The following is a 23,570-nucleotide window of genomic DNA, read 5'->3' as shown; positions in this document are numbered from 1 at the left end:
CTTGTTTTTGTTGAGTGCCCTCGCCATGAAGCTTTCCTTCATGACACTCCCAATCGGGAGCCAAGAGCAAACGGATTGCTTTGGTCGCTGTGCTGCAGTGATCTTGCGATCCAACCAGTTCAGGCTCTGTCTTAAGACAGTTTTTTGTTGTTCTCGGCCTGGTCGTGGGGCATGCCCCAAATACAACGCCTCTCCAAAAGAATCAGTTAGCTGCGCCTCTCGCCGTCTTGTTTTTATTGTGCGTGAGTCGATACGTCTTATTTTTATTGTCTTGTGCATTGCTTGTTATTGTTCTTGTACCAAACATATAGCAGGGTGCGTGCCAACTTTTGCGAACCCCAGTAAAACAAGGGGTTAGGCGGTTCGAGGGGGTAAATGGGGCCGAAAAAAAGCCGGGGCTTCGTTACCGTAAGCCCCGGCTTCTGTTACGTGAAAAACCTGAGGTAACAGTTTTTTCACAAAATCATGTGTTACCCGCACATGAGACAGGTGGGGTTCAGCTTTCGCTGGCCACCCCGGTTTTGCGCCGCGGGATACCCAGGCGCTGACGGCGTTCCCACAGGCATTTGCGACTGACCCCGAGTTTGCGCGCCAGCTCGGTCTCGGTCATGTGGTCCTGATGCTCGAGCACGAAGTGCTGGAAGTAGTCTTCCAGGGACAGGTCTTCGGTCGGCTCATGATTGTTGTTACCGGCGTTGCCGTTGCCCTGTTGTGGGGGCAGGCCGATGAATTCGTCGTCTTCCAGGTCGCCCAGTTCGATGTCGATGCCCAGCAGCTCGGCGGAAATCTCGGGGCTCTCGCTCAGGATGACCGCGCGCTCTACTGCGTTTTCCAGCTCACGAACGTTACCCGGCCACGAGTAGTGACGAATGGCTTGCTCGGCGTCCGCGGCGAACTTGAGGTCGGTACGGTTGATCCGCGCGCTTTGCCGCGCCAGGAAGGCGTTGGCGATTTCATTGACGTCCGCGCCACGTTCGCGCAGTGCAGGCAGTTTCAGGGCGATCACGTGGAGGCGGTAATAAAGGTCTTCACGGAACTGGCCGATCTTTGCCAGGCTCTTGAGGTCTCGGTGAGTCGCGGCGATCAGGCGCACATCGACCTTTTGCGACTGGACCGAGCCCACTCGACGAATTTCACCTTCCTGCAACACGCGCAGCAGGCGCGCCTGGGCTTCCAGTGGCAACTCGCCGATTTCATCGAGGAACAAGGTGCCGCCGTCCGCCGCTTCCACCAGGCCGGCACGTCCGGCGCTGGCGCCAGTGAACGCGCCCTTCTCGTGGCCGAACAGTTCGGACTCGATCAGGCTTTCAGGAATGGCGGCGCAGTTCACCGAGATCATCGGTGCCTTGGCCCGCTTGGAGAGGTTGTGCAGCGCACGCGCCACCAATTCCTTACCGGTACCGGACTCGCCCTGGATCAGGACATTGGAGTCAGTCGGCGCGACTTTGCGAATCTTGCCATACAGGTCTTGCATCGGTGGGCACGAGCCGATGATGCCGATCTCGCCGTTGCTGTTGTCGGTGCCGGGTTTGGCCGCGCCATTGCCGGCTTTGGCGGCAACCGGTTCGCTGCTGGCTTGCGCCGATTGCCGGTCACGCAGGATGCGCGCGACGGCCTGGAGCATTTCGTCGTGATCGAAAGGCTTGGCGATGTAGTCCACCGCGCCCATCTTCATCGAGTCCACTGCCGAGCGCAGGCTGGCATAGCTGGTCATGATCAGCACCGGCGTACCTTGGCCCAGCTTGATCAACTCGGTGCCCGGCGCGCCCGGCAGGCGCAGGTCACTGACGATCAGGTCGAACGTGGGAATGGTGAAGCGTTCTTGTGCTTCCTGCACTGAACCGGCTTCGCTGACCTGGTACTGGTTGCGTTCCAGCAGGCGGCGCAAGGCGGAGCGGATAATTGTTTCGTCTTCGACGATCAAAATGTGCGGCATTGATTCGATACTCTCGACGGTCTCAGTTCACAGCGGACGTCGCTTCGACATGACGCGGTAAAGTCACCCGGATCCGGGTGCCGCGTTGGCTCTGTACATCAGCCGGGCTGTCGATGGTGATTTGTCCATAATGCTCTTCAACGATGGAATAGACCAGTGCAAGGCCCAGACCGGTACCTTCACCCGGGTCCTTGGTGGTGAAGAAGGGTTCGAACAATCGGTCCATGATGCTCTTTGGAATTCCGCTGCCTTCGTCTTCCACGATCAGGTCGACCGTGTGTTCGCCGGCTTCGCTTTTTACCCGCACCGCGCTGCCCGCAGGCGAAGCGTCGCGGGCGTTCGAGAGCAGGTTGATCAAGACCTGGGCGAGCCGCTGCGGGTCGCCTTCGACCCAGTGGTCGGGGTCGCACAGGTTGTAGAACTGCACTTCGAAATTGCGCCGGTTCAGGGCCAGCAGGCCGATGGCGTCCTGGGCCACTTCCGCCAGACAGACGGGCTCGTCGCTGTGCTGGTGGCTGCCGGCATGGGCGAAGCTCATCAACGACTGCACGATGCGCGACACGCGCTTGGTCTGTTCGAGGATCTGCCCGCTGATTTCCTTGAGCTCGCCGTCTTCCTCGCGCTCTTCGCGCAGGTTCTGCGCCAGGCAGGCGATGCCGGTGATCGGGTTGCCGATTTCATGGGCCACGCCCGCGGCCAGGCGACCGATGCTGGCCAGGCGCTCGGAATGCACCAGTTTGTCTTCGAGCATCTGGGTTTCGGTCAGGTCTTCCACCAGCAACACCAGGCCACTGTTGCCCGGTGCGAGTGGTTCATCGATCGCCGCTTTGTGCAGGTTCAGCCAGCGAGTCTGGCCGTCGAGGGCCAGGTGCTGTTTGTGCAAGTGCTCATCCGGAACGTTAATGAAGCCTTGCAGCAGCGCTTTCCACGGATCGGCAATGGTGCTCAGGCGCGAACCGACCACGCGCTGCGCGGCGATCCCGGTCAGTTCCTCCATGGCTTTGTTCCACATGAGGATTTCCTGGTCCTTGGCCAGCGAGCAGACGCCCATCGGCAACTCTTGCAGGGTCTGGCGGTGATAACGGCGCAGGGCATCGAGTTCGGCGGCCAGGCCGGTCAGGCGTGAATGGTAGTCCTCGAGGCGGCTTTCGATGAAGTGGATGTCTTCGGTGACATAGTTTTCGCCGCCGGCCTTGTAGGGCAGGAAGGTCTCGACCATGTCCTGGGCCACGCTCGGTCCCATCAGGCCTGAGAGGTTGGCTTCGATGCGGTCGCGCAGGCGGCGCAAGGCGTACGGCCGTCGTTCGTCGAAGGGCAGGTAAAGATCGCGCAGGGCCTGCTCGACCTCCTTCTGCGCGGCCTTGGCACCCAGCGGTTTGGCCAACTGGGTGGCGAATTCCTGGGGCGAGGCGGCGTGCAGTTCGCGGCGTTGCGGGCGGCGCACGTTGTCCACGGCGCAGGCTTCGGCGGCGCTGGCTTCTTCGGTGCTGGCATTGGTGAACAGCGAAATCAGGGTGAACATCAGCACGTTGGCGGCCAGGGAGGCGATCGCGGCCATGTGCCAACTGGTGTCGTCGAGCACGTAGATCATGTTCAGCAACGGGATATAGAAGCCCTGCAGGTTGCCGACCAGCGGTAGCAACATGGTCACCAGCCACACCAGGATCCCCGCTAGCAGCCCGGCAATGAAGCCGCGACGGTTGGCGGTCGGCCAATACAGCACCGACAGCACGCCAGGCAGGAACTGCAGCGTGGCCACGAAGGCGACGATGCCGAGGTTGGCCAGGTCCTGCTCGGCACCCAGCAGCAGGTAGAAGCCGTAGCCGGCCATGATGATGGCGACGATCAGGGCTCGACGGGTCCACTTCAGCCAGCGGTAGATGTTGCCTTCGGCCGGCGGCTGGTACAGCGGCAGCACCAGGTGGTTCAGAGCCATGCCGGACAGGGCCAGGGTGGTGACGATGATCAGGCCGCTGGCGGCGGACAGTCCACCGACATAGGCCAGCAGTGCCAGGGCCTTGCTGTTGGCGGCGATGCCGATGCCCAGGGTGAAGTATTCCGGGTTGGTGGTGGCGCCGAGCTTCAGGCCTGCCCAGAGAATCAGCGGCACGGCCAGGCTCATCAGCAACAGGAACAGCGGCAGGCCCCAGCTGGCGCTGACCAGCGAGCGCGGATTGAGGTTTTCGGTGAAGGTCATGTGGTACATGTGCGGCATGACGATCGCCGAGGCGAAGAACACCAGCAGGAGTGTGCGCCAAGGGCCTTCCTGCAGTGGCGTGTGCAGTGCGGCGAGGGCGGTCTGGTTTTGCAGCAGCCACAGTTCCAGCTGTTGCGGGCCGTCGAACACGCCATACAGCGCATAAAGGCCGACGCCGCCGAGGGCGATCAACTTGATCACCGATTCGAAAGCAATCGCGAACACCAGGCCTTCATGTTTTTCCCGGGTGGCGATGTGCCGGGAGCCGAAAAAGATCGTGAACAGCGTGATCAGGGCGCAGAAGCTCAGTGCCACGCGATGCTGTACCGGCTCGCGGGTGAGGATGCCGATGGAGTCGGCGACCGCCTGGATCTGCAACGCCAGCAGGGGCAGAACCCCGACCAGCATGAAAATCGTGGTCAGCGCGCCGGCCCAGGTGCTGCGAAAGCGGAAAGCGAACAGGTCGGCAAGGGACGACAGCTGATAGGTGCGGGTGATCTTCAGGATCGGATACAGCAACACCGGCGCCAGCAGGAATGCGCCCGAAACGCCCAGGTAGCTGGACAGGAACCCATAGCCATACTGGTAGGCCAGGCCCACGGTGCCATAAAAGGCCCAGGCACTGGCATAGACCCCCAGCGACAAGGTGTAGGTCAGTGGATGGCGAATGATCGCCCGGGGGATCATGCCCCGTTCGCTGACCCAGGCCACGCCGAACAGCACCGCCAGGTACGCGGCGCTGATCAGGATCATCTGGGTCAGGCTAAAGCTCATCGGCATCTTTTTGGCTCTGCAGGATGAAGGTCACGACGATCAGGATCAGCCAGAGCAGATAAGGGCGATACCAGGCGCCAGTGGCGTCGATCCACCAATCCATGATGGCCGGGGAAAACAGATAAATCCCCACTACCAGGAGCAGGACCAAGCGATAGATGTACATCCCGGCCTCTCTTTTTTATGCGCGTGCCCGAAAACGTGCGGCGATGGTAACGGATGGGTGCGCCACTGCAAGCACGATCACTGTAGCTGCGCCTCGGGCAGGCTCAGTGTGCGCGGGATCAGCAGGGCATCCCAGTGGGTTATGCCCCAGTCCAGCACTTCCCGTGGCGTGGCGTAGGCCAGTTCGGCGCCGGGTTTCTGCCCCAGTGCGCGCAGGGCCCGCAGCAACAAGGGGGTGGCCTGGTCTTCGCTCAAGGGCGGTGAGCGGTAGGACTTGCCGAGCTTGTTACCATCGGGCTGGGTAATCAGCGGGATGTGCAGGTAGCGCGGCTGGCGCAGGCCGAGCAGTTCCTGGAGGTAGAGCTGGCGCGGCGTCGAGTCCAGCAGGTCGGCACCGCGGACGATGTCGGTGATGCCTTGCCAGGCATCGTCCAGGACCACCGCCAGTTGATACGCGTACAGCCCGTCGCGGCGGCGAATCACGAAATCGCCGACATCCCGGCCCAGGTGCTGGTGGAACTCGCCCTGCACCCGGTCGATGAAGTGATAATCCAGTTCAGGCACGCGAATACGAATGGCGGCGTCTTCCGTGCCGTGTCCGGCATTGCGGCACAGCCCCGGATAAATGCCGTGGTACGGCTCCAGCTGTTTGCGCGAGCAGGTGCAGGCGTAGGCCAGACCCTGGCTGAACAGGCGGTTGAGCACTTCGGCATAGGCCTCGTGGCGGTCGCTCTGGCGGACCATCTCACCATCCCATTCGAAACCGTAGCTCTCCAGAGCCTTGAGGATCGCCGCCTGGGCGCCGGGCTCTTCGCGGGGCGGGTCGAGGTCTTCCATGCGCATCAGCCAGCGGCCACCCACCGAGCGGGCGTCGAGGTAGGAGGCCAATGCGGCGACCAGCGAACCGAAATGCAGGTGACCACTGGGCGTGGGGGCAAAACGCCCGATGTAGGTAGAGGCGGCGATGGCAGTCATAAGGGCAATATTACTTTTTCCAGGCTTGCGCCAACCACCCTGTGGGAGCGGGCTTGCTCGCGAAGAGGCCATCAGCCTCAACATCAATACAGGCTGATGCACCGCTTTCGTCGGAACGCCGCCCGGAGCAAGCCCGCTCCCACAGGGTTTCCTGCCGAAGCAAATATCAGAAACAAAAACGGAGCGTTCGCACGCTCCGTTCTTCGTTCAAGCCGCGATTATTTGCCGACTTGCTTTTCCTTGATTTCCGCCAGTGTCTTGCAGTCGATGCACAAGTCAGCGGTAGGACGGGCCTCAAGGCGCTTGACGCCGATCTCGATGCCGCAGGATTCACACCAGCCGTACTCTTCGTCTTCGATCAGCTGCAGCGTCTTGTCGATCTTCTTGATCAACTTGCGCTCACGATCGCGGGCTCGAAGCTCGAGAGCGAACTCTTCTTCCTGGCTGGCACGGTCTGCCGGGTCCGGGAAGTTGGCCGCTTCGTCCTTCATGTGGTCCACAGTCTTGTCGACACCTTCCATCAGCTCTTTTTTCCACTGATTCAGAACCTTGGTGAAGTGCTTGCGCATGGGCTCGCCCATGTACTCTTCGCCAGCTTTCTGAACATAGGGCTCGAAGCCGCTGATCGTCTGATTCGCTTGTTGCTTTGCTTGGGTGGACATGAAATAGACCGCCTCTACTCTTGTAATCCATCTGCGCAGGATTGCTCCATCACCGGCACCTGCCGGCCCTGCGGCTGCAAGCGGGCGAACTTACCAGATCAAATCAGACCGCGCTACTCCCGGATGTCGAGGGCGCAGCCCGCGGTGCTGGCAAATGCTGGCAAAGTGTTGCCTGGTGGCTCTGGAACCCGGCTCAATTAATGATTTTAGTCAAACCTGGGGCACTCGCTCAGTTCGTTTGTGGCCCGGGTGATATGGCCTCTGACCGCTTTAGGTTCTCGCTCGTTCCTGCGCTTGGGTAGAATCGATTCTTTTCCCTGTTGAAGGAAGGCCAATGGCTCAGTCCTACAGTGCCCGCAGTCGCGCGATCGAACCATTTCATGTCATGGCGTTGCTGGCGCGGGCCAATGAATTGCAGGCTGCCGGTCACGATGTGATCCACCTGGAAATCGGCGAACCGGACTTCACCACCGCCGAGCCGATCATCCGCGCCGGGCAGGCCGCGCTGGAAGGGGGCAAGACGCGCTACACCGCCGCCCGTGGCATTCCCGAGCTGCGTGAGGCCATTTCGGCCTTTTATCAGCAGCGTTATGGCTTGAACATCGACCCGCGCCGCATTCTCATCACGCCCGGCGGTTCCGGTGCGTTGCTGCTGGCCAGTGCCTTGCTGGTCGATCCAGGCAAGCACTGGCTGCTGGCCGACCCGGGTTACCCGTGCAACCGGCACTTCCTGCGACTGGTGGAAGGCGCGGCGCAGCTGGTCCCGGTCGGACCGGAGGTGCGTTATCAACTGACCCCGGATTTGATCGCCCGGCATTGGGATCACGACAGCGTGGGCGCGCTGGTGGCTTCCCCGGCCAACCCGACCGGCACCATCCTCACCCGCGACGAGCTGGCTGGCCTGTCCCAGGCCATCAAGCAGCGCCACGGCCACCTGGTAGTGGACGAGATCTATCATGGCCTGACCTACGGCACCGATGCGGCCAGCGTGCTGGAAGTCGACGACAGTGCCTTTGTGCTAAATAGTTTTTCCAAGTATTTCGGCATGACCGGCTGGCGCCTGGGCTGGCTGGTAGCGCCGGACGCGGCGGTGGGCGAGCTGGAAAAGCTTGCGCAAAACCTCTACATCAGCGCGCCAAGCATGGCCCAGCACGCGGCGCTGGCCTGTTTCGAGCCGGCCACCATTGCGATCCTGGAAGAGCGTCGCGCCGAATTCGGTCGTCGTCGGGATTTCCTCCTGCCGGCCCTGAGAGACCTCGGTTTCGGCATCGCCGTCGAGCCGGAAGGTGCTTTCTACTTGTACGCCGATATCAGCAAGTTCGGCGGCGATGCCTTCGCGTTCTGCCGTCACTTCCTCGAAACCGAACATGTCGCCATCACCCCCGGGCTGGACTTCGGTCGTTATCAAGCCGGGCACCACGTACGGTTTGCCTACACCCAAAACCTCGAACGCTTGCAGGAAGCGGTGGAGCGTATCGGTCGTGGCCTGCGGAGCTGGCAAGGCTGATGCGTTTTCATCCTCCCCTCGAAGAAGGTCGGCTGATTCGCCGCTACAAACGTTTTCTCGCCGACATCGAAACCGTCGATGGCGAGTTGCTGACCATTCACTGCCCCAATACTGGCTCGATGCTCAATTGTCAGGTCGAAGGCGGGCAGGTCTGGTTCAGCCGCTCCAATGACCCCAAGCGCAAGCTGCCCGGCACCTGGGAAGTCGGCGAGACCCCGCACGGGCGCTTGTTCTGCGTGAACACGGGGCGGGCCAATGGCCTGGTCGAAGAGGCGCTGCGGGCGGGCGTGATCACCGAGTTGAACGGTTTCACCGAACTGAAACGCGAAGTTGCCTACGGCCAGGAAAGCAGTCGCATCGATTTCCGCCTCGATTACCCGGGTGGCCCAGCGTACGTGGAGGTCAAAAGCGTCACCTTGGGTTACGACGGCACGCCCGTGGCGGCGTTTCCCGATGCGGTTACCCAGCGTGGGGCCAAGCATTTGCGTGAATTGGCGCATCTGGCCCGGGACGGGATTCGCGCGGTGCAGTTGTATTGCGTCAATCTCACGGGCATCGAGGCCGTGCGGCCGGCTGAAGAGATCGACTCAGCCTACGCCCAGGCCTTGCGCGAAGCCGTGGCGTGCGGAGTTGAAGTGCTGGCCTACGGCGTACGCCTGAGCCATGAGGAGATGGTGGTGGACCGGCGTCTGCAGGTGTTGCTCGGCGGTTAGAGGCTGACCCAGATGCCTTGCGCGTCTTCGCGGCAATCGACACGGGTCAACGATTGCCCTGCGCAAGGGCCGGCGACACATTCGCCATCTTCGATCAGGAACAGGGCGCCATGGGTGGCGCACTGGATCAGGCTGTTGCTGGGGTCGAGGAACTGGTCGGGGCTCCATTCCAGTCCGACGCCACGGTGCGGGCAGCGGTTGATATAGACGTAGACCTGGCCGCCCCGGCGCACGGCGAACAGCCTCTGGCCGTCAATGTCGAAACCGCGGCTGCTGGCATCGGCCAACTCGATGCCGGTACAGAGAAATTTCATGCTGATCCTCAAATGGCGCAATTGCCCGGTGCGAGCAGAACTCAGGTGCTCAGGATACTTGGCGCAGCGCCGGATGACTTTTCCACAGGCAAAAAAAGACCCGGCAAGAGCCGGGTCAAATAACCGTGATTAGCCTGATGAGGAGATAATCTGAGAGTCCGAACCAAGGGCTTTTCAGAAGATCGACCAGTCTCGCGACCAGTTGTGATAATCATATCGATTCTCATTACCAAGTCAACAGGTGATTTTCCATTTCTTCGATTCCTGTCGCACGCTCGTTCCAAGTCCTTGTATTCATTGAGCTCTGCCTGTCGTTTTCAGTGCCATCAGTTGTGTAACCTGTTTATTCAGCAGGTCGATACGGCGGGCCATGCTCTCGATCAGGCAGCTGGCAATCTTCGGATTGCTCTGGGTGAGGCTCAGGAACTGGTCCTTGGGAATACGCATTATGGTGCTTGGTTCGCTGGCGATGACCGTAGCGCTGCGTTTCTCGCCGGTAAACACCGCCATGGCGCCGAAAATCTCGTCCTTGGGCACATCGCCCACTTTGAATCCATCGACAAATGCTTCGGCGTGACCCTCGATGATCACGAACACATGGTCCGCCTCATCGCCCTGATGGATCAGCGTTTCGCCGCTGGCGACGCGCTGGAAGCCGTTGGTGGCGCGAAATTCCGGTTGCTTGAGGCGTGCTACGGCATCGGACAGCAGGGCCGTCTGGCCCGCCATGTATTGCAGGAACAGTTCCGAGCGGGTCGGGTCGGCGTAGATGTGCTGGAACACCTGCGATCGAAGGTAGGGCGTCAGCGCCAGGGGCGTCTTGCTGCACAGGCGACAGCGCGGCAACCCCGCGTCCTGGCGCAGGCCGATCAGGTCGCCCTGGCGCAGATAGAACAGCGCGCGATCATCGATGCATCCGTGCAATCGACCGCTGTCCAGCATGTACAGCTGGTCGCTGGGTAGCGCCGCGGCGAGGTCGTCGATGGCAGGAAACTCGACGGCGGGCCCACTCGGTGCCAACCCCTGCAACAGGCGGGCAGGAAGGTTTTGCAGTCGATTGATCAGTGTTTCGGCGTAAGCCGGTTGTTCCCCAAGTAAGTACATGGCGAGCGGTACTCGTTCAATTCTTGTGGCGTGACGAGATGGCTTCGAGCTGTTTGTTCAAGGCTTCCTTGCGTTCGGCGGGAATGTCGTTCCAGTGCACGTCCATCAACGCGCCTTCGATTGCGTACAACAACACCTTGGACGCCCGAAACCCGCGCGTGCGCACGGCCCGATAGGCATCCACCGCCCCCAGGCGACGCAAGTCCGAGGCGCTGTGGATGCCCACGGCATGCAGCCACTGCGCCGACGTCTTGCCAAGATTCTTCAGGTGTTGCAGTTCATCATTCATCAAGCCTCCTTGCGATGGCCGAATGGTGCGTGGGCAAGCTTCTGAGGAGTGTAGCCATCAGTAGGAAAAGCGTGATTGTTTGCTCGTTTTTGACGCAAACGCTTCTAAGAGGGTGCAGGCGCGAGTGCTTCGAAAAGCTGCGAAGAGGAGGGTAAGGATGATAAAAACGATAGAATTTCAGGCAAAAAAGCACGCAGTCAAGCGCGAGGCGAGGGCGCGGGACTTGTCAATTCAGACGGGCGATCAGCGGGTGCGATAACGCAGGCGCGTACCGAAGTTCATCGACATCAGGATTTCGTCGGCGCTCAGTTCCACCGGGAAGTAGGCGCCGGAAATCTGCGCGTGGGCGAGGCTCGCCCCTTCAAGCGATGCGTTGCGAAAATCGATGCCGCGCAAATCGGCGGAGCGGAAATAGGCGTCGGTGAAGTCGATGCCGTCGGCGTTCAGTTCGCGCAGGTCCAGGCCGCGGAAATCACCACCGACCATGTCGATAGGCCCTTGCTCGGGGCGCTCTTTATTGAAGCCCGCGATGTCGTCTTTGTGCAGCAAGGCGTAGAGCGGGGTGTCGAGCAGTTTCGGTTGGCTCATTTTGCGTCACCTGTTGGATTCATGACGCCAGTGTAGTGCCACTATCTAAAAGCCGCGAAGCCGGGGCAGGCTTCACGGCCCAAAGGTTTGCTTACAGTCCCGGCAGGCGCTGGCGAATCTGTTCCACCACCGTGTCGAGGGTGCCGCTTTCATTGGTCTGTACGCGCTTGCTGCAGAGAATTTCTGCAGGCGTCAACGCTTCACGGCTGGCTTGCTGGGCTTCGATCACGGCCAGGGTAGCGTCGGACGGATCCTTCTTGTCGACCTGGCGCAGGGCCAGCCAGCTCTCGATCACTGCTTGCGGTGCATTGCAGTCTAGGATCAGGAACGGTGCGCCGGTTGCCTCGGCCACTTTCGCCGCGCTGTCGCGCTGCGCATGCTTGAGGTAAGTGGCGTCGACCACCACCGGGAACCCGGCGTGCAGGATCACTGCGGCAATGTCGTGCAGGCGCTGGTAGGTCGCGGCGCTGGCGTCAGCGCTGTAAATGCCGGCCTGCAGGTCATTGGCCACGGTTTGCTCGCCGAACAGGCGTTTGCGTTCGACATCGGAGCGCAGGCGAATCGCCCCCAGTGCTTCCACCAGGCGCATCGCCACGTGGCTTTTGCCCACGGCGGACACACCGTGGGTGATGGCCATGAAACGCGAAGGGATGGTGCTGTAGCTTTCCGCCAGGTTGGCGTAGTTGCGGTATTGGCGCAGTGTCGTGGCGCGCTGTACCGGGGTCGCCTCGGCCGGCATGCTGAACAGACTTACCTTGGCGCGAACCAGGGCGCGGTAGGCCTTATAGAAGTTGAGCAGTTCCAGGCCCTGGTAATCGCCGGTCAGCTCCAGGTACTGGCTGATGAATCGGCGTGCCAGGCACTTCAGGCCGCGGTCTTCCAGGTCCATCGCCAAAAACGCGGTGTCGGCGTACACGTCGGTGAAGCGGAACGGTTCGTTGAATTCGATGCAGTCGAAGATCACGACCTGGCCGTCAATCACCGTAGCGTTGCCCAAGTGGATATCACCGTGGCATTCGCGAATGAAACCCTCGGCCTTGCGCTGGCTGAACAGTGGCTTGAGGCGTTCGAAGCTGCTGTCGGCCCAGGCCTGCAGGGCGTCCAGTTGCAGCAGGTCGGCCTTGTCGCTGAGGAAGGGGCGAATCTGCTCGAAGTTTTGCCGCACAGGGGCCATGACACTGTCCGGGGTCCCGGCTTCGTGTTCTGCCGGCACGCGCGGTGCGTCAAGGTGGAAGCGGGCGATCTGGTCAGCCATCTGGTCGACGTGCGCGGGCGTCAATTCGCCGTTGGCTTGCAGCGTGCTGAGCAAACCGTCCTGGCCAAACTGGCGCATTTTCAGGGCGTACTCGATGGCCGGGCCTTCGCCGCCCAGTTGCGGTGCTTCGGCGCTACCGGTGATCGGTAGCACTTCGAGATAAAGATCCTGGGTCAGGCGCTGGTTCAGGCGCAGTTCTTCAGCGCAGAAATGCCCGCGAGCCTCGAGGGTGGTGAAGTCGAGGAAGCCGAAGTTCATCGGCTTCTTCACTTTATAAGCAAAGGGGCCGGTAAGCACGACCCAGGAAATGTGGGTCTCGATGACCTTGAATCCATCTACAGGATGCGGGTAGAGGGCCTTGTTTTGCAGGGCGGCGATCAGGGACTGGCTCACAGGCGATCCTTAAGAGTCGGAAAAAATTCAGGTCGTCATTATGGCGTCTAGCCAGCCTAACGCAAACTTGCGGGCCTCCTGTTGAGTATGAATAAAGTGCGTATAATCCGCCGCCATGACTCGTACTCGATCCCCCCGTACCCCAAAAAAACCACCCTCCAGAGGCCTGCGGCCCTGGCTGGGCTGGGCCCTTAAACTCAGCCTGGTCGGCCTCGTGGTGTTGGCCGGGTTCGCCGTGTACCTCGATGCCATCGTGCAGGAGAAGTTCTCCGGCAAGCGCTGGACCATTCCGGCCAAGGTCTACGCGCGCCCGCTCGAGCTGTTCGTCGGACAAAAGTTGAGCAGGGACGATTTTCTCACCGAGCTCGATGCCTTGGGCTATCGCCGTGAAAGCGTGGCCAACGGTCCGGGCGCGGCGTCGGTCAACGGCAATACCGTCGATCTGAATACCCGTGGCTTCCAGTTCTATGAGGGTATGGAGCAAGCGCAGCCGGTGCGTGTGCGCTTCTCGGGTGATTACGTGGCCGAGCTGTCGTCGACCAAAGGCTCGAAGTTGTCGGTGGTGCGTCTGGAGCCGCTGCTGATCGGCGGCCTGTACCCGAAAAACCTCGAAGACCGGATCCTGATCAAGATCGACCAGGTGCCGCCGTATCTGCTCGAAACCCTGGTCGCTGTCGAGGACCGTGATTTCTATCACCACTTTGGTGTTTCGCCGAAGTCGATCGCCCGTGCGATCTGGGTCAACGGTTCGTCGGGCCGCATGCGCCAGGGTGGCAGTACCCTGACTCAACAGCTGGTCAAGAACTTCTACCTGACCAACGAGCGCAGCCTGAGCCGTAAGCTGACCGAAGCGATGATGGCGCTGCTGCTCGAACTGCACTACGACAAGCGTGAAATCCTCGAGGCTTACCTCAACGAGGTGTTTGTCGGCCAGGACGGTCAACGCGCGGTGCACGGTTTCGGGTTGGCCAGCCAGTTCTTCTTCAGTCAGCCATTGGCTGAGCTCAAGCTGCATCAGGTGGCCTTGCTGGTCGGCATGGTCAAGGGGCCATCCTCCTACAACCCGCGCCGCTATCCGGAGCGTGCACTCGAGCGGCGTAACCTGGTGCTCGATGTGCTGCAGGAACAGGGCGTTGCCACGGCCGAGCAAGTCGAAGCGGCGAAGAAAATGCCGCTGGGCGTGACCAAGCGCGGCAGCCTGGCGGACAGCTCGTTCCCTGGCTTCCTGGACCTGGTCAAGCGCCAGCTGCGCGAAGACTACCGCGACGAAGACTTGACCGAGGAGGGGCTGCGGATCTTTACCAGCTTCGATCCGATCCTGCAGATGAAAGCCGAAGCGTCGGTCAACGATACCTTCAAGCGCCTGTCGGGTCGCAAGGGGTCGGATGATGTCGAGGCGGCCATGGTCGTGACCAACCCGGAAACCGGTGAGGTGCAGGCGATGATCGGCAGTCGCCAGGCCAGCTTTGCCGGGTTCAACCGGGCGCTGGACGCGGTGCGGCCGATCGGCTCGTTGATCAAGCCGGCGGTTTATCTGACGGCGCTGGAAAAACCCAGCCAGTACACATTGACCAGTTGGCTGTCGGATGAGTCCTTCTCGGTCAAGGGCGCGGACGGCCAGGTCTGGAAACCACAGAACTACGATCGCCGCTCCCACGGCACGGTGTTCCTTTATCAAGGGCTGGCGCACTCCTACAACCTGTCGACCGCGCGCCTGGGCCTGGCCGTGGGCGTGCCGAATGTCCTCAAGACACTCGGGCGCCTGGGTGTCAGCCGCGAGTTCCCGGCCTTCCCGTCGATGTTGTTGGGTGCCGGCGGCATGACCCCGATCGAAGTGGCAACCATGTACCAGACGCTCGCCAACGGTGGTTTCAATACGCCAATGCGCGGGATTCGCAGTGTATTGACGGCTGAAGGCGAGCCGCTCAAGCGCTATCCGTTCCAGATCCAGCAGCGTTTCGACCCGGCGTCGATCTACCTGATCCAGAGCGCGATGCAGCGGGTCATGCGCGAGGGTACCGGCAGCTCGGTTTACAACGTGTTACCAAAGACTTTGACCCTGGCCGGCAAGACCGGCACCAGTAACGACTCGCGGGACAGTTGGTTCGCCGGGTTCAGTCAGGACTTGCTGGCGGTGGTCTGGTTGGGGCGCGACGATAACGGCAAGACCCCGTTCACCGGTGCCACCGGTGCGTTGCAGGTCTGGACCAGCTTCATGCGCAAGGCCGACCCGTTGCCGCTGGACATGCCGCAGCCGGATAATATCGTTCAGGCCTGGGTCGATTCGCGCACCGGACAAGGTTCCGACGCCGGTTGCCCGGGCGCCGTGCAGATGCCGTATATTCGCGGCAGCGAACCGCCTCCCGGTGCCGCTTGCGGTGGCGAAAGCCCTTCCGGCGAAACGGTGATGGATTGGGTCAAGGGCTGGATGAATTAAGCAAAGAGGGTTTCAAGTGAACAAGTGGTTGATTCCAGCGGTTACCGCCGTGGCTTTGCTCAGCGGCTGCTCCACGGTGCAGCGCGGCTCGATTCCGGTGGAGGACTCCGGCACCAGGGTTTCCAACAGCGAGCGCGTATCGGCGAACGGCGGATACCGTCAGACGACGGTGCAACGTCCTGTGCAGTCCAGGCCTCAGGAGATTCCACAAGGCGATACCGGTGTGGTCGTGATGGTGCCAGGTGGTGGTGCGGTGGCGTCGGCACCGATCAGCACTGGTCCAATTACTCCGGGGCCCATTACTCCAGGACCAATAACGCCAGGCCCGATCGACACGTCGCCTGTACAGTCGGCACCGGTCAATCAGGGCAGCTACAGCATGCCGTCGACGCCGAGCGGTATTCCGTCGGCCAGTAGTTCCGGTGGCCTGTCCGCCGACGAGCAACTGGACGGTCCGGTACTGGCCCTGTTGACCACCGCTCAGCAACAACAGGCCAGCGGCGACCTCAATGGCGCTTCGTCCAGCCTCGAACGTGCCCAGCGTGTGGCCCCGCGTGAGCCGCAAGTGCTGTATCGCCTGGCACAAGTGCGCATGGCCCAAGGCGATGCGCCGCAAGCCGAGCAATTTGCCCGCCGTGGCCTGACCTTCGCCAACGGCCGTCCGGCACTTCAAGCCAGCCTGTGGGAACTGATCGCCCAGGCGCGTGAGAAGCAGGGCGACTCCTCGGGCGCGGCACTGGCTCGTCAGAAAGCCAAGGTCACGTCGTAATGGATGCACGCTTTCTAAAAATCGCCGATCAGCTACTGCTGATCGAGCGTGAATTGCGCGTGCAAGGGTGGTGGGACGAAGTTCCACCCTCCGCTGAAGCGCTGTCCAGTGTTGAGCCGTTTTCGGTCGATACACTGGACTTCGAGCAGTGGCTGCAATGGATCTTCCTGCCGCGCATGAAGATGATCCTCGAGCAGGACCTGCCATTGCCGAACGCATCGGGCATCCAGGAAATGGCGGAAATGGTCTTCGCCGGACGCAATGTCCAGGGCCGGGATCGTCAGCTGCAGGTGTTGCTCAAAGAGTTCGATCAACTGATCACTGCCTCCCGCTAACCCGCCCCTTCGTCGGAACCTGTGGTGCCTGCGGGAACCTGTAGGAGCTGTCTCGTGGAACGAGGCTGCGATCTTTTCAAAGATCAAGAGATCGCAGCCTCGTTCCACGAGACAGCTCCTACATGCAGTTGTCGGCAATCTGTTTCTGCGTTTCGCCGATGCGCTCCTGGCGTTGGGAGTCATCCAGACGCCGCATCTGACCATCCACTTCCTCTCTCAAGCGCGGATTATTCTGCAACTGCGCCAGGTTGGTTCGTGCCTGTTCGCAGAAAGCCCTCAATTGATTCTGTTGCTCGGCCACCTGCTGCTTCACCGACTTGTCGATCGCCTGTTGGTCACCAATGGCGCCGCTCTGTGCGGCGGTACCCGATTTTCCAGAGGAGGCGGGCGTGACGAGGGTCGTGGCTGGCTGATCCCTGGGCGGTTGCGCATCGAAATGGGTAACGCCCTGGGCGTCGACCCACTGGTAAATTTGCGCGGCCAGGGACAGCGGGCTGAGGGCGGCCATCAGGCCGGCGATGAAGAAGTGCGTACGCATGCCAATTCCTAGTCAAAAGTTGCGCAATTGAAGCTAACACACTGGAGGTTTACAGGTTTTTTCTTGCGTTCTCATGTGGTTAGTAGAATAAACCTCATAGACGACTTGACTTGCAGGGGACGAAACAGAAGAATCCAAAGTCCGCTGTAGAGGGACTGCCAGAAGCAGACCCACTCGGCAGATCATGAGGCGCACATCCGCGCCGACCTGTTACACCCGCAACGCGTTACCTCGCGCTGGGTGGGAAAGGCCCGCAACACTTGGGACGATCCCAATACTTGCTCAGTCAGTGCTGACGTAGTCGGCGACCACCGTCGCTCATGCTCTGCTGAGAAGTAAACCTATTAAGACCCGTCCCTTTTGTGGGCGGTATTCTGGCGTTTTAGAGGTGAACAACGTGGAGCTTTTATCTGGCGGTGAGATGCTCGTCCGCTTTTTGCGTGACGAAGGCGTCAAATATATCTACGGGTACCCGGGTGGTGCTCTTCTTCATGTCTATGATGCCCTGTTCAAAGAACCGGAAGTGACCCACATCCTGGTTCGTCACGAGCAGGCCGCGACCCATATGGCTGACGGCTACGCCCGTGCCACCGGTAAAGCCGGCGTGGTACTGGTGACTTCCGGCCCGGGCGCGACCAACGCCATCACCGGTATCGCCACGGCCTACATGGACTCCATTCCGATGGTGGTGATTTCCGGCCAGGTGCCGAGCACCATGGTCGGTACCGACGCCTTCCAGGAAACCGACATGATCGGTATCTCCCGGCCGATCGTGAAACACAGCTTCATGATCAAGCACGCGTCGGAAATCCCGGAAGTCATGAAGAAAGCCTTCTACCTGGCGCAATCCGGTCGTCCTGGTCCTGTCGTTGTCGATATCCCGAAAGACATGACCAACCCGGCCGAGAAGTTCGAATACATCTTCCCGAAAAAAGCCAAGCTGCGCTCCTACAGCCCGGCCGTTCGCGGCCACTCGGGGCAAATCCGCAAGGCGGCAGAAATGCTCCTGGCGGCCAAGCGTCCCGTGATGTATTCGGGCGGTGGCGTGATTCTCGGCAACGGCTCCGCGCCGCTGACCGAGCTGGCGAAAATGCTCAACCTGCCAGTGACCAATACCCTGATGGGCCTGGGCGGTTTCCCTGGCACCGACCGTCAGTTCATCGGCATGCTGGGCATGCACGGCAGCTACACCGCCAACCTGGCGATGCACCATGCTGACGTGATCCTGGCCGTCGGCGCACGGTTCGACGACCGCGTCATCAACGGCGCATCGAAGTTCTGCCCGAACGCCAAGATCATTCACATCGACATCGACCCGGCTTCGATCTCCAAGACCATCAAGGCCGATGTGCCTATCGTGGGTCCGGTCGAGAGCGTCCTGACCGAAATGGTCGCGATCCTCAAGGAAATCGGCGAGACCCCGAACAAGGAGTCCGTTGCCAGCTGGTGGAAGCAGATCGACGAGTGGCGCGGTGACCGCGGCCTGTTCCCTTATGACAAGGGCGACGGCAGTGTCATCAAGCCGCAAGCGGTGATCGAGACCCTGTGCGAAGTGACCAAGGGCGATGCCTTTGTTGCTTCCGACGTGGGTCAGCACCAGATGTTCGCGGCGCAGTACTACAAGTTCAACAAGCCGAACCGCTGGATCAACTCCGGTGGCCTGGGCACCATGGGCTTCGGTTTCCCGGCGGCCATGGGTATCAAGTTGAGCTTTCCGGATGACGACGTCGCCTGCGTAACGGGCGAGGGCAGCATCCAGATGAACATTCAGGAACTGTCGACCTGCCTGCAATACGGTTTGCCGGTAAAAATCGTCATCCTGAACAACGGTGTGCTGGGCATGGTTCGCCAGTGGCAGGACATGAGCTACGGCAGCCGCCACTCTCATTCCTACATGGAATCGCTGCCTGATTTCGTCAAGCTGGCAGAGGCCTACGGCCACGTTGGCGTGCGCATTACCGATTCGAAAGATTTGAAGTCGAAGATGGAAGAGGCGTTCGCCATGAAAGATCGCCTGGTGGTGATCGATATTTCGGTCGACACCAGCGAGCACGTCTACCCGATGCAGATCAAAGACGGCTCCATGCGCGATATGTGGCTGAGCAAGACGGAGCGTACTTAATCATGCGGCACATTATTTCCTTGCTTCTGGAAAACGAACCTGGCGCTTTGTCTCGTGTAGTCGGCCTGTTCTCGCAGCGCAACTACAACATCGAAAGCCTGACCGTGGCGCCAACCGAAGACCCGACCCTGTCGCGTCTGACGCTGACCACCGTGGGTCACGATGAAGTCATCGAGCAGATCACCAAGAACCTGAACAAGCTGATCGAAGTGGTCAAATTGGTCGACCTGTCGGAAAGTGCTCACATCGAGCGCGAACTGATGCTGGTCAAGGTCAAGGCCACCGGCGCCCAGCGCGCCGAGATCAAGCGCACCACCGATATTTACCGTGGACAGATCGTCGATGTCAGTGCCAGCGTGTATACCGTTCAGTTGACCGGTACCAGCGACAAGCTCGACAGCTTCATCCAGTCCATTGGCACCGCCTCGATCCTGGAGACCGTCCGCAGTGGCGTCACCGGTATCGCCCGCGGCGACAAAGTACTCAGCATCTAAACCAAATTAGCGAATGGCCTGAACGGCCTGATATAGGGGAAATTCATGAAAGTTTTCTACGATAAAGACTGCGACCTGTCGATCATCCAGGGCAAGAAAGTTGCCATCATCGGTTACGGTTCCCAGGGCCACGCTCAAGCGTGCAACCTGAAAGACTCCGGTGTTGACGTGACTGTTGGCCTGCGCAAAGGCTCGGCCACCGTTGCCAAGGCTGAAGCCCACGGCCTGAAAGTGACTGACGTTGCTTCCGCCGTTGCTGCTGCCGACCTGGTCATGATCCTGACCCCGGACGAGTTCCAGTCCTCCCTGTACAAGAACGAAATCGAGCCGAACATCAAGAAAGGCGCCACCCTGGCCTTCTCCCACGGCTTCGCGATCCACTACAACCAGGTAGTGCCACGCGCTGACCTCGACGTGATCATGATCGCGCCGAAGGCGCCAGGCCACACCGTGCGTTCCGAGTTCGTCAAAGGCGGCGGTATCCCTGACCTGATCGCGATCTACCAGGACGCTTCGGGCAACGCTAAAAACGTAGCACTGTCCTACGCAGCTGGCGTGGGTGGCGGTCGTACCGGCATCATCGAAACCACTTTCAAGGACGAGACCGAAACCGACCTGTTCGGCGAACAAGCCGTTCTGTGCGGCGGTACCGTTGAACTGGTAAAAGCCGGTTTCGAAACCCTGGTTGAAGCTGGCTACGCGCCGGAAATGGCCTACTTCGAGTGCCTGCACGAACTGAAGCTGATCGTTGACCTCATGTACGAAGGCGGTATCGCCAACATGAACTACTCGATCTCCAACAACGCCGAGTACGGCGAGTACGTGACCGGCCCGGAAGTCATCAACGCCGAATCCCGTCAGGCCATGCGCAACGCCCTGAAACGTATTCAGGACGGCGAATACGCCAAGATGTTCATCAGCGAAGGCGCTACCGGCTATCCTTCGATGACCGCCAAGCGTCGTAACAACGCCGCGCACGGTATCGAAGTCATCGGCGAGCAACTGCGCTCCATGATGCCGTGGATCGGTGCCAACAAGATCGTCGACAAAGCCAAGAACTAAGTCGAGCTCTTGTACGAAAAACGCGGCTTAGGCCGCGTTTTTTCGTTTGGGGGGCTGGTTCTGGTATAAAGCTGCATCGTTTGCGGTCGAACCGTCGTCCCAGACACCTGTCGAAACTTTCCACCCCGTTGCAAGGTAATGTCCATGAGCGAACGTCCCGAAGAGCCAAACCAGGCCTCTGACGCCGAAAGCCTGCTGCCCATCGATGAACATGTCGAAGAAGGGCATGACGCTGAAGGCCGTAAAGTCCGGCATCGTGGTATCTATCTTCTGCCGAATCTGTTTACCACGGCGAACCTGTTCGCCGGTTTCTATTCCATCATCAACTCGATGAGTGCCCAGGCTGCCTTGAGCGCCGGTGACTCGATCGGTGCGAGCAAGTATTTCGCCTTTGCCGCCATCGCGATTTTCGTGGCGATGGTGCTCGACGGCCTCGACGGCCGCGTTGCGCGCATGACCAATACCCAGAGCGCCTTCGGTGCCGAGTACGACTCACTGTCGGACATGGTCGCCTTTGGTGTGGCGCCGGCATTGCTCGCCTTCGGCTGGGCCCTGGGCGACATGGGCAAGGTCGGCTGGATGGTCGCCTTCATCTATGTAGCGGGCGCGGCGTTGCGCCTGGCGCGTTTCAATACCCAGGTCGGTACCGCCGACAAGCGCTATTTCATCGGTCTGGCCAGCCCGGCCGCAGCCGGTGTGGTGGCGGGGATAGTCTGGGCGTTCAGCGATTACGGCATCCAGGGTTCGAAGATGTCCTTCCTGGTGGCGCTGTTGGTTGCGGCGGCCGGCATGCTGATGGTCAGCAACATCAAGTACAACAGCTTCAAGGAACTGGATTTGAAGGGGCGCGTACCTTTCGTGGCGATCCTCGCCGTGGTGCTGGTGTTTGCGGTCGTGTTCAGTGATCCGCCGCGTATCCTGCTCCTGGTATTCCTCGGCTACGCAGCCTCAGGTCCCGTGCAATACCTGTTACATCTTCGTCGGCGCAAAAGCGCTGAGTGATGTAATTTCCCTCATACTCCGCAGTACGTTGGTGCGTCTGTTCTCCAATGCTGCGGAGTAGCCATGCTGATCAAAGTCCCAAAAGCGTCCGACTGCCATGAGTCGGACGTCACGCCTGAATCCCTCTACCTTTCTCGACGCAATGTTTTGGGTGCGGCCGTGGCCGGATTGGCCGTGAGCAGTCTGCCTCGATGGGCTGTGGCCGATGAAGCGGCGCGTTACCCGGATGTCGAGCCTGGCAAGGCACCGTCCTGGTTTGCCGAAAAGCTTCCATCCACCCAGTGGGGCGCCGTCAGCGTGAAGGACGAAGCGATCACCCCGTTCAAGGACGCCACGCACTACAACAACTTCTATGAGTTCGGCGCAGACAAAGGCGACCCGGCTGCCAACGCTGGCGCACTGAAGACCCAACCCTGGACCGTGGTCGTGGACGGGGAGGTGGGCCGGCCTGGGCGGTATGCGCTGGAAGACTTCATGAAGCCTTATCAGTTGGAAGAGCGCATCTACCGTCTGCGCTGCGTGGAGGCGTGGTCGATGGTGATTCCATGGATCGGTTTCCCGATTTCGGCATTGCTCAAACAGGTGGAACCTACGTCAAAAGCCAAATTCATCCGCTTCGAAACCCTGCAGGATCCCAAGAGCATGCCAGGCCAACGGTCCGGGTTCGCCTTGATCGACTGGCCTTATGTAGAAGGGCTGCGATTGGATGAAGCCATGAACCCACTGGCAATACTGGCGGTGGGCATGTACGGGCGAGAGTTGCCGAATCAGAACGGGGCGCCCCTGCGTCTGGTGGTGCCATGGAAATACGGGTTCAAAAGCATCAAGTCCATTGTCCGGATAAGCCTGGTGAGCGAGCAGCCTGAAACCACCTGGCAGAGCATTGCCTCCGACGAGTACGGCTTTTACGCGAACGTGAACCCTACGGTTGACCACCCGCGCTGGACTCAGGCGCGCGAGCGTCGATTGCCCAGTGGCCTGTTCAAGCCGAATGTACGCGACACGCTGATGTTCAACGGCTATGCGGATGAAGTCGCTTCTTTATATGCAGGGCTAGATCTGCGGAAGAATTACTGATGCGCCATCCGCTCTGGCGTACAGCGGTTTTCGTGAGTGCAATGGTGTGGCCGCTGCTGTGGTTGGACCAGGCCTGGCAGGATGCACTGGGGCCAGATCCTGGCAAGGTGCTGGTGGACCGGTTGGGGTTGGGGACGCTTGTTCTGTTGCTCATCACATTGAGCATGACGCCGCTGCAAAAGCTCACGGGTTGGGCCGGGTGGATAGCTGTCCGGCGGCAACTGGGGTTGTGGTGTTTCGCTTACGTCGTCCTGCATTTGAGCGCCTACCTTGCGTTCATCCTTGGGTTCGACTGGTCGCAGCTGGGTGTGGAGCTGCGCAAACGTCCGTACATCATTGTCGGGGCCTTGGGCTTTTTGTGTTTGCTGGTGTTGGCGTGCACTTCCAATCGCTACAGTCAGCGGCGTTTGGGCGTGCGCTGGAAGAAGCTGCATCGTCTGGCGTATCTGATTCTGGTGCTCGGATTGCTGCACATGCTCTGGATCGTGCGTGCCGATCTGAAGGAGTGGGCGATCTATGCGTCCATAGGTGCGCTGTTGTTAGTGCTGAGGCTGCCGCCCCTGGCGCGTCGAATCCCGCGTTTGGTGGCTAAAAAGGGCACTTCTGCCAAAAAGGCCTAATTAGTGGTTGACGGCAGATTCTGGAAGCCTATAATTCGCCCCACTTCCGGCGCAGTCGAAACGGAAAACTCCTTGGTAAACAATGAGTTACGCAGTTTTGACAGCAGGTTGCTTCAGTTCATCGAGGCGCGAAGGAAGTTGAAAAAGAGGTGTTGACAGCAGCGTGTAACGCTGTAGAATTCGCCTCCCGCTGACGAGAGATCTGAAGCGCAAGTGGTTGAAGTTGTTAAGGATTCCTTGAA

Annotated in this window: 22 protein-coding genes; 11 read left to right on the top strand and 11 right to left on the bottom strand. The window is 60.3% G+C overall.

Going from position 1 to position 23,570, the window contains the following annotated elements:
• Positions 1 to 496: 496 nt before the first annotated feature.
• From SOP95_RS25270 to dksA, 5 genes are all read right to left on the bottom strand, one after another.
• Positions 497 to 1,936, bottom strand: a complete 1,440-nt coding sequence (locus SOP95_RS25270; RefSeq protein ID WP_274074583.1) for a sigma-54-dependent transcriptional regulator — start codon at positions 1,934 to 1,936, stop codon at positions 497 to 499.
• A gap of 22 nt (positions 1,937 to 1,958) precedes the next feature.
• Positions 1,959 to 4,913 (bottom strand): sensor histidine kinase, encoded by a 2,955-nt coding sequence (locus tag SOP95_RS25265; RefSeq protein ID WP_274074584.1) that lies wholly within the window; start codon positions 4,911 to 4,913, stop codon positions 1,959 to 1,961.
• Entirely contained in the window at positions 4,897 to 5,073 is a 177-nt protein-coding gene (locus SOP95_RS25260; RefSeq protein ID WP_003176118.1) for a hypothetical protein, read from the bottom strand. The genes SOP95_RS25265 and SOP95_RS25260 overlap by 17 nt, the downstream gene beginning before the upstream one ends.
• Positions 5,074 to 5,150: 77 nt before the next feature.
• Positions 5,151 to 6,047 carry a tRNA glutamyl-Q(34) synthetase GluQRS gene (gene gluQRS / locus SOP95_RS25255; protein ID WP_274074585.1) on the bottom strand — a complete coding sequence of 299 codons (897 nt, stop codon included), beginning with the start codon at positions 6,045 to 6,047 and terminating at the stop codon, positions 5,151 to 5,153.
• Positions 6,048 to 6,265: 218 nt separating this feature from the next.
• Positions 6,266 to 6,709: an RNA polymerase-binding protein DksA gene (gene dksA, locus SOP95_RS25250; RefSeq protein WP_046815673.1), complete on the bottom strand. Its 444-nt coding sequence runs from the start codon at positions 6,707 to 6,709 to the stop codon at positions 6,266 to 6,268.
• Positions 6,710 to 7,043: 334 nt separating this feature from the next.
• Between dksA and SOP95_RS25245 the strand changes: the two genes are divergently transcribed.
• Together SOP95_RS25245 and sfsA are read left to right on the top strand one after the other, a co-directional pair.
• On the top strand, positions 7,044 to 8,216 hold the full coding sequence (locus SOP95_RS25245) for a pyridoxal phosphate-dependent aminotransferase (protein ID WP_274074586.1): 1,173 nt from the start codon (positions 7,044 to 7,046) through the stop codon (positions 8,214 to 8,216).
• Entirely contained in the window at positions 8,216 to 8,929 is a 714-nt protein-coding gene (gene sfsA / locus SOP95_RS25240; protein WP_274074587.1) for a DNA/RNA nuclease SfsA, read from the top strand. Before SOP95_RS25245 ends, sfsA begins: the two co-directional genes overlap by 1 nt.
• On the opposite strand, the gene SOP95_RS25235 is transcribed toward sfsA, so the two are convergent.
• The 5 genes from SOP95_RS25235 to SOP95_RS25215 all read right to left on the bottom strand — a co-directional run bounded on the left by SOP95_RS25235 (position 8,926) and on the right by SOP95_RS25215 (position 12,872).
• Entirely contained in the window at positions 8,926 to 9,243 is a 318-nt protein-coding gene (locus SOP95_RS25235; RefSeq protein WP_274074588.1) for a Rieske (2Fe-2S) protein, read from the bottom strand. The two genes, sfsA and SOP95_RS25235, sit on opposite strands and share 4 nt — an antisense overlap.
• Positions 9,244 to 9,537: 294 nt before the next feature.
• Positions 9,538 to 10,347: a Crp/Fnr family transcriptional regulator gene (locus SOP95_RS25230; protein WP_274074589.1), complete on the bottom strand. Its 810-nt coding sequence runs from the start codon at positions 10,345 to 10,347 to the stop codon at positions 9,538 to 9,540.
• Positions 10,348 to 10,363: 16 nt separating this feature from the next.
• Positions 10,364 to 10,636: a TfoX/Sxy family protein gene (locus SOP95_RS25225; protein ID WP_007971093.1), complete on the bottom strand. Its 273-nt coding sequence runs from the start codon at positions 10,634 to 10,636 to the stop codon at positions 10,364 to 10,366.
• Between the two features lie 243 nt (positions 10,637 to 10,879).
• A complete protein-coding gene (locus tag SOP95_RS25220; protein WP_274074590.1) occupies positions 10,880 to 11,224 on the bottom strand; it encodes a pentapeptide repeat-containing protein in 345 nt (114 codons plus the stop codon).
• A 91-nt stretch (positions 11,225 to 11,315) separates the two neighbouring features.
• Positions 11,316 to 12,872, bottom strand: a complete 1,557-nt coding sequence (locus SOP95_RS25215) for a bifunctional aminoglycoside phosphotransferase/ATP-binding protein (protein ID WP_274074591.1) — start codon at positions 12,870 to 12,872, stop codon at positions 11,316 to 11,318.
• Positions 12,873 to 12,987: 115 nt separating this feature from the next.
• Here SOP95_RS25215 and mrcB point away from each other — a divergent pair, with 115 nt between their 5' ends.
• From mrcB to SOP95_RS25200, 3 genes are read left to right on the top strand one after another with little or no spacing between them, the layout of a single operon-like run.
• Positions 12,988 to 15,309, top strand: coding sequence for a penicillin-binding protein 1B (gene mrcB, locus SOP95_RS25210; protein ID WP_274074592.1), 2,322 nt, complete (start codon positions 12,988 to 12,990; stop codon positions 15,307 to 15,309).
• A gap of 16 nt (positions 15,310 to 15,325) precedes the next feature.
• Complete coding sequence (locus tag SOP95_RS25205; protein WP_274074593.1) at positions 15,326 to 16,078, top strand: tetratricopeptide repeat protein; 753 nt, start codon at positions 15,326 to 15,328, stop codon at positions 16,076 to 16,078.
• Positions 16,078 to 16,413 (top strand): YqcC family protein, encoded by a 336-nt coding sequence (locus tag SOP95_RS25200; protein WP_154910693.1) that lies wholly within the window; start codon positions 16,078 to 16,080, stop codon positions 16,411 to 16,413. Before SOP95_RS25205 ends, SOP95_RS25200 begins: the two co-directional genes overlap by 1 nt.
• A gap of 118 nt (positions 16,414 to 16,531) precedes the next feature.
• Here SOP95_RS25200 and SOP95_RS25195 read toward each other — a convergent pair whose 3' ends face one another.
• Positions 16,532 to 16,951: a DUF4124 domain-containing protein gene (locus SOP95_RS25195; protein WP_323608702.1), complete on the bottom strand. Its 420-nt coding sequence runs from the start codon at positions 16,949 to 16,951 to the stop codon at positions 16,532 to 16,534.
• A gap of 397 nt (positions 16,952 to 17,348) precedes the next feature.
• On the opposite strand from SOP95_RS25195, the gene SOP95_RS25190 reads away from it, so the two are divergent.
• From SOP95_RS25190 to msrQ, 6 genes are all read left to right on the top strand, one after another.
• Complete coding sequence (locus SOP95_RS25190; protein ID WP_274074595.1) at positions 17,349 to 19,073, top strand: acetolactate synthase 3 large subunit; 1,725 nt, start codon at positions 17,349 to 17,351, stop codon at positions 19,071 to 19,073.
• A gap of 2 nt (positions 19,074 to 19,075) precedes the next feature.
• On the top strand, positions 19,076 to 19,567 hold the full coding sequence (ilvN, locus tag SOP95_RS25185) for an acetolactate synthase small subunit (protein ID WP_003176102.1): 492 nt from the start codon (positions 19,076 to 19,078) through the stop codon (positions 19,565 to 19,567).
• Between the two features lie 45 nt (positions 19,568 to 19,612).
• Positions 19,613 to 20,629, top strand: coding sequence for a ketol-acid reductoisomerase (ilvC, locus tag SOP95_RS25180; RefSeq protein ID WP_007909969.1), 1,017 nt, complete (start codon positions 19,613 to 19,615; stop codon positions 20,627 to 20,629).
• A 144-nt stretch (positions 20,630 to 20,773) separates the two neighbouring features.
• Entirely contained in the window at positions 20,774 to 21,631 is an 858-nt protein-coding gene (gene pssA / locus SOP95_RS25175) for a CDP-diacylglycerol--serine O-phosphatidyltransferase (RefSeq protein ID WP_274074596.1), read from the top strand.
• Between the two features lie 63 nt (positions 21,632 to 21,694).
• Positions 21,695 to 22,708: a protein-methionine-sulfoxide reductase catalytic subunit MsrP gene (gene msrP, locus SOP95_RS25170; RefSeq protein WP_274074597.1), complete on the top strand. Its 1,014-nt coding sequence runs from the start codon at positions 21,695 to 21,697 to the stop codon at positions 22,706 to 22,708.
• Positions 22,708 to 23,328, top strand: a complete 621-nt coding sequence (msrQ, locus tag SOP95_RS25165) for a protein-methionine-sulfoxide reductase heme-binding subunit MsrQ (RefSeq protein WP_323608701.1) — start codon at positions 22,708 to 22,710, stop codon at positions 23,326 to 23,328. The genes msrP and msrQ overlap by 1 nt, the downstream gene beginning before the upstream one ends.
• Positions 23,329 to 23,570 lie beyond the last annotated feature (242 nt).

Source organism: Pseudomonas sp. YuFO8, from assembly GCF_035065025.1.
Classification (GTDB): Bacteria; Pseudomonadota; Gammaproteobacteria; order Pseudomonadales; family Pseudomonadaceae; genus Aquipseudomonas; species Aquipseudomonas putida_AE.
The sequence above is the reverse complement of the archived record's forward strand: the minus strand, read 5'-3'. Positions and strand labels throughout refer to the sequence as shown.

Coding starts and splice junctions, on each gene's coding strand:
- gluQRS (WP_274074585.1), bottom strand. CDS start 6,047: ATGACTGCCATCGCCGCCTCTACCTACATCGGGCGTTTTGCCCCCACG.
- SOP95_RS25230 (WP_274074589.1), bottom strand. CDS start 10,347: ATGTACTTACTTGGGGAACAACCGGCTTACGCCGAAACACTGATCAAT.
- SOP95_RS25265 (WP_274074584.1), bottom strand. CDS start 4,913: ATGCCGATGAGCTTTAGCCTGACCCAGATGATCCTGATCAGCGCCGCG.
- msrP (WP_274074597.1), top strand. CDS start 21,695: ATGCTGATCAAAGTCCCAAAAGCGTCCGACTGCCATGAGTCGGACGTC.
- dksA (WP_046815673.1), bottom strand. CDS start 6,709: ATGTCCACCCAAGCAAAGCAACAAGCGAATCAGACGATCAGCGGCTTC.
- sfsA (WP_274074587.1), top strand. CDS start 8,216: ATGCGTTTTCATCCTCCCCTCGAAGAAGGTCGGCTGATTCGCCGCTAC.
- SOP95_RS25270 (WP_274074583.1), bottom strand. CDS start 1,936: ATGCCGCACATTTTGATCGTCGAAGACGAAACAATTATCCGCTCCGCC.
- ilvN (WP_003176102.1), top strand. CDS start 19,076: ATGCGGCACATTATTTCCTTGCTTCTGGAAAACGAACCTGGCGCTTTG.
- SOP95_RS25200 (WP_154910693.1), top strand. CDS start 16,078: ATGGATGCACGCTTTCTAAAAATCGCCGATCAGCTACTGCTGATCGAG.
- ilvC (WP_007909969.1), top strand. CDS start 19,613: ATGAAAGTTTTCTACGATAAAGACTGCGACCTGTCGATCATCCAGGGC.
- mrcB (WP_274074592.1), top strand. CDS start 12,988: ATGACTCGTACTCGATCCCCCCGTACCCCAAAAAAACCACCCTCCAGA.
- SOP95_RS25195 (WP_323608702.1), bottom strand. CDS start 16,951: ATGCGTACGCACTTCTTCATCGCCGGCCTGATGGCCGCCCTCAGCCCG.
- SOP95_RS25225 (WP_007971093.1), bottom strand. CDS start 10,636: ATGAATGATGAACTGCAACACCTGAAGAATCTTGGCAAGACGTCGGCG.
- SOP95_RS25220 (WP_274074590.1), bottom strand. CDS start 11,224: ATGAGCCAACCGAAACTGCTCGACACCCCGCTCTACGCCTTGCTGCAC.
- pssA (WP_274074596.1), top strand. CDS start 20,774: ATGAGCGAACGTCCCGAAGAGCCAAACCAGGCCTCTGACGCCGAAAGC.
- SOP95_RS25245 (WP_274074586.1), top strand. CDS start 7,044: ATGGCTCAGTCCTACAGTGCCCGCAGTCGCGCGATCGAACCATTTCAT.
- SOP95_RS25260 (WP_003176118.1), bottom strand. CDS start 5,073: ATGTACATCTATCGCTTGGTCCTGCTCCTGGTAGTGGGGATTTATCTG.
- SOP95_RS25235 (WP_274074588.1), bottom strand. CDS start 9,243: ATGAAATTTCTCTGTACCGGCATCGAGTTGGCCGATGCCAGCAGCCGC.
- msrQ (WP_323608701.1), top strand. CDS start 22,708: ATGCGCCATCCGCTCTGGCGTACAGCGGTTTTCGTGAGTGCAATGGTG.